General features: G+C 43.1%; 4 protein-coding genes. All 4 read left to right on the forward strand.

The annotated features are described in order from the left end of the window. Positions 1 to 1,014 (forward strand): hybrid sensor histidine kinase/response regulator (locus ACLTL4_RS06495; protein WP_412320343.1); only part of this gene is annotated, 1,014 nt, incomplete at its 5' end. A gap of 113 nt (positions 1,015 to 1,127) precedes the next feature. Continuing rightward, entirely contained in the window at positions 1,128 to 1,667 is a 540-nt protein-coding gene (locus ACLTL4_RS06500) for a histidine phosphatase family protein (RefSeq protein ID WP_022118276.1), read from the forward strand. Between the two features lie 563 nt (positions 1,668 to 2,230). After that, the gene (locus tag ACLTL4_RS06505; protein ID WP_173896631.1) at positions 2,231 to 2,521 is read left to right on the forward strand and encodes a hypothetical protein; all 291 of its coding nucleotides are present in this window, start codon (positions 2,231 to 2,233) and stop codon (positions 2,519 to 2,521) included. Between the two features lie 126 nt (positions 2,522 to 2,647). After that, on the forward strand, positions 2,648 to 3,058 hold the full coding sequence (locus ACLTL4_RS06510; protein WP_147632366.1) for a peptide deformylase: 411 nt from the start codon (positions 2,648 to 2,650) through the stop codon (positions 3,056 to 3,058). Positions 3,059 to 3,440 lie beyond the last annotated feature (382 nt).

Genomic DNA, 3,440 nt, shown 5'->3' on the forward strand with positions numbered 1-3,440 from the left:
CATAAAAAGATCCGCGTGGCGTCGGAGTATCTGCTGTCGCTGATCAATGATGTTCTGGATATGAGCAAACTGGATTCGGGGGAAATGTATTTTGCGGAAGAATCCGTGTATCTGCGGGAAATGCTGGAAAACTGTAGGGATATCATGGAGACAAGAGCGGCAGAACATGGGATCGAACTGGAAACGCCGGGGCTTGAAAACTTTAACCCGCCGAGGGTTCTGACAAGTGAACTGCATATCCGCCAGATCGCCATGAATATCATCAGCAATGCGATCAAATACAATAAGCCAAACGGAAAGATCATAGCAACGGCGGAAGTCGTAAATCAGACAGAAGATTACGTTACCTGCAGATTTATGGTAAAAGATACCGGAATCGGCATGAGTGATGATTTTCAGAAAAATATGTTTGATCCATTCTCGCAGGAATACGGAAAAGACCGCAGTGAGTTTAGGGGAACCGAACTTGAACTTTCTATCGTGAAGCGGATCGTAGATCAGATGGGCGGCGAAATCCGGGTCGAGAGCAAAAAAGGAGTCGGAACTACCTTTACCTGGACGTTGACATTTAAAACAGATAAAGAATACCGGGAAGAAAAAGTGGCGGCAAACCAGCAGGACTTCAGTCTGGCTGGGAAAAAGATCCTGGCAGCAGAAGATAATACCTTAAATGCAGAAATTCTGATATTCCTGCTGGATGATATGGGAGCGGACACGGTGCTTGTGGAAAACGGAAAACAGGTTGTAGAGGCATTTAAAGAATCCGACTGGGATGAATATGACTGCATTCTTATGGACGTTATGATGCCGATCATGGACGGTTACACGGCAACTCGCAGAATCCGCGGTCTGTCAAGGCCGGATGCACAGAGCATACCGATCATCGCCCTGACAGCAAATGCATTTGCAGAAGACAGAAAGAAAGCAATGGAAGCCGGTATGAATGACCACGTCGCAAAACCGGTCGATATGAAGGTACTGACAGCAGTGCTGCAAAAGTATCTGGAGAAATAAAAACAATATCATAGAAGAGAGAGCAAAAGAACATGAAAATGCATCTCTGTACAGAGACAAGCTGGAGAAATAAAAAAGCAATATAGAAACAGAAAGGGCATAATATCTGAGATATGGGACATTTTTATTTTGTACGACATGGACAGACCATCTGGAATGTGGAAAATAAAATCTGCGGTGCGACCGACATTGCACTGACAGAATTCGGACATCAGCAGGCGATCGAAACCGGAAGAAAGATTCTGGCAGAAGGCATTAAGGCAGATGAGATTTTATATTCTCCGCTGATCAGAGCGGCGGATACTGCCAGACATATTTCGGAGATCACCGGAATACCGGCAAGAGTCGAGCCGCGTCTGACAGAACAGCGTTTTGGAAAGTGGGAAGCTACCGCAAGAAACGGCGAAGCATTTAAGAAAGCAAAAGAATGTTTCGCGTGCAGCCACGAAGGAGGAGAATCTACTCTGCATCTGGCACAGCGGATCTATAATCTGCTGGATGAGATCAAACAGGAATCGGACGAAAAAACCTATATTCTTGTGGCACACAATGGAATTGCGAGAGTGGTGCAGTCCTATTTCTACGATATGACAAACGAAGAATACGCTGCTTTCGGAGTGAAAAACTGTGCGGTAGTACGGTATGATTTTTAAAATAGTTTTGGAAAAGCTCTGCAAAAAGCAAACGTGGGAGTTCAGGAATCGGTTATGAGAGATATAGTGTATGCAGGTGTTGTGGGGTGTGTTATGGATGGAAATATTGCATAAATATACAGCAAAATTGAGTTGGAGGGGAAAGGGACATGAAGAAATATCAGTTTTACGGCTGGGAACAGGCAGATGTTCCGGCAACTTCAAAAACATATGAAAAAATAAAAAATCCAAAAGAATTATATGATATATTATCAGAAATTTGGTGTGCGGATACCTGTGCACCGAGAATGAGGGAAAGATGGAGCAAAGAGAATCAAACATTAGGACAATGTTCTATTACGGCATTTCTGGCACAGGATATCTTTGGCGGAAAAGTGTATGGGATTCTCAGACCGGGCGGAAATTATCATTGTTATAATGTGGTGGGGGATTGTTGCTTTGATCTGACAAGCGAACAGTTTGGCGATGAAATTCTTGATTACAGAGAGAATCCGGAGCAGTTCCGCAAGGTACATTTCCAGAAAGAAGAGAAAAGGCAGAGATACGAGTATCTGAAAAAAGAACTGGAAACATATCTCGGCAGGGCATCGGAGCAGACGAAACAGCTTTACAAAGTATTATTAAGCAAAGGTTACCCCAAAGAACTTTGTGCGGAGATAGCCTACAAAAATATGAACACAGACTATACGGCGACCAGGATGTTAGGTTATCTGTACCGCGTGACAAATCCAAGGATTGAAGATTTAGTAGATGAAATGCTGGCAATTCTGAGTGACCGGGAAGCAATCATACAAAAGAAGGAACTGGAGCACGCACAGGCAGTGATCAATGATATGTATAAAAATGGACTGTAAAAACATGGTTCACGTGAAAAAATCCGGTTGAGAAAAGAGTTTAACGAAAGAACTTAGCTGGATTTTTTTGTATATAACAGTAAAAGAATATTATAAGCGGTTATTACGAAAAAGGATGGATAAAAAATGGTCAGAACAATCGTAAAAGATATTTTCTTTCTGGGACAGAAATCCGAGCCGGCAACAAAGTCGGATATTTCTGTAGGGAAAGATCTTCAGGATACACTGGAAGTCAACCGTGCCGGCTGCGTGGGAATGGCAGCAAATATGATCGGAATCAAAAAGAGAGTGATCATTGTAAATATAGGGCTGGTTGATGTTGTGATGTTTAATCCGGTAATGCTGCGAAAAGATACTCCATATGAAACAGAAGAAGGATGTCTTTCGCTTACAGGTGTGAGAAAAACAACACGATACGAAAACATAGAAGTAGAGTACTATGATATGGACTGGAAAAAGCAGAAGATGAAACTCAGCGGATGGCCGGCACAGATCTGTCAGCATGAGATGGATCATCTCGAAGGGATTTTGATTTAAAAAATTGCGGCGGAGGTTTTCTTAATGTGTAAATGAACGAATTCCCCGAAGGGCACGTAAAAGTGCCTTCTTGGGAATTGTTCATTTTGCACATTTCCAAAAACTCCTGGCTTGCCGGGGATTGCTGAAGCGGAAAGCTCTTTCTTGCCGAGGTATAAAAGCTGAGATGAAAGGGACAGAAGCACAGTGATGGAAATTTATCTTAGTCGAAGAAGACTCCCACTTCTATAAAGTGGCGAGCAACAAATTTGTCTTAGTGAGAGTTCAATCTCCGACTAAGATAAACGCTCCGCGAGGATACACAGCGATTCGATTCTGTTAGGTAAATGTCAGCAAAGCTGACCAGAATCGCGTGCCAAGTCTCACGTGCGTTCGACTTGAA

The sequence above is a fragment of the Hominisplanchenecus sp. genome, assembly GCF_046967715.1.
Taxonomy (GTDB): domain Bacteria; phylum Bacillota; class Clostridia; order Lachnospirales; family Lachnospiraceae; genus Hominisplanchenecus; species Hominisplanchenecus faecis.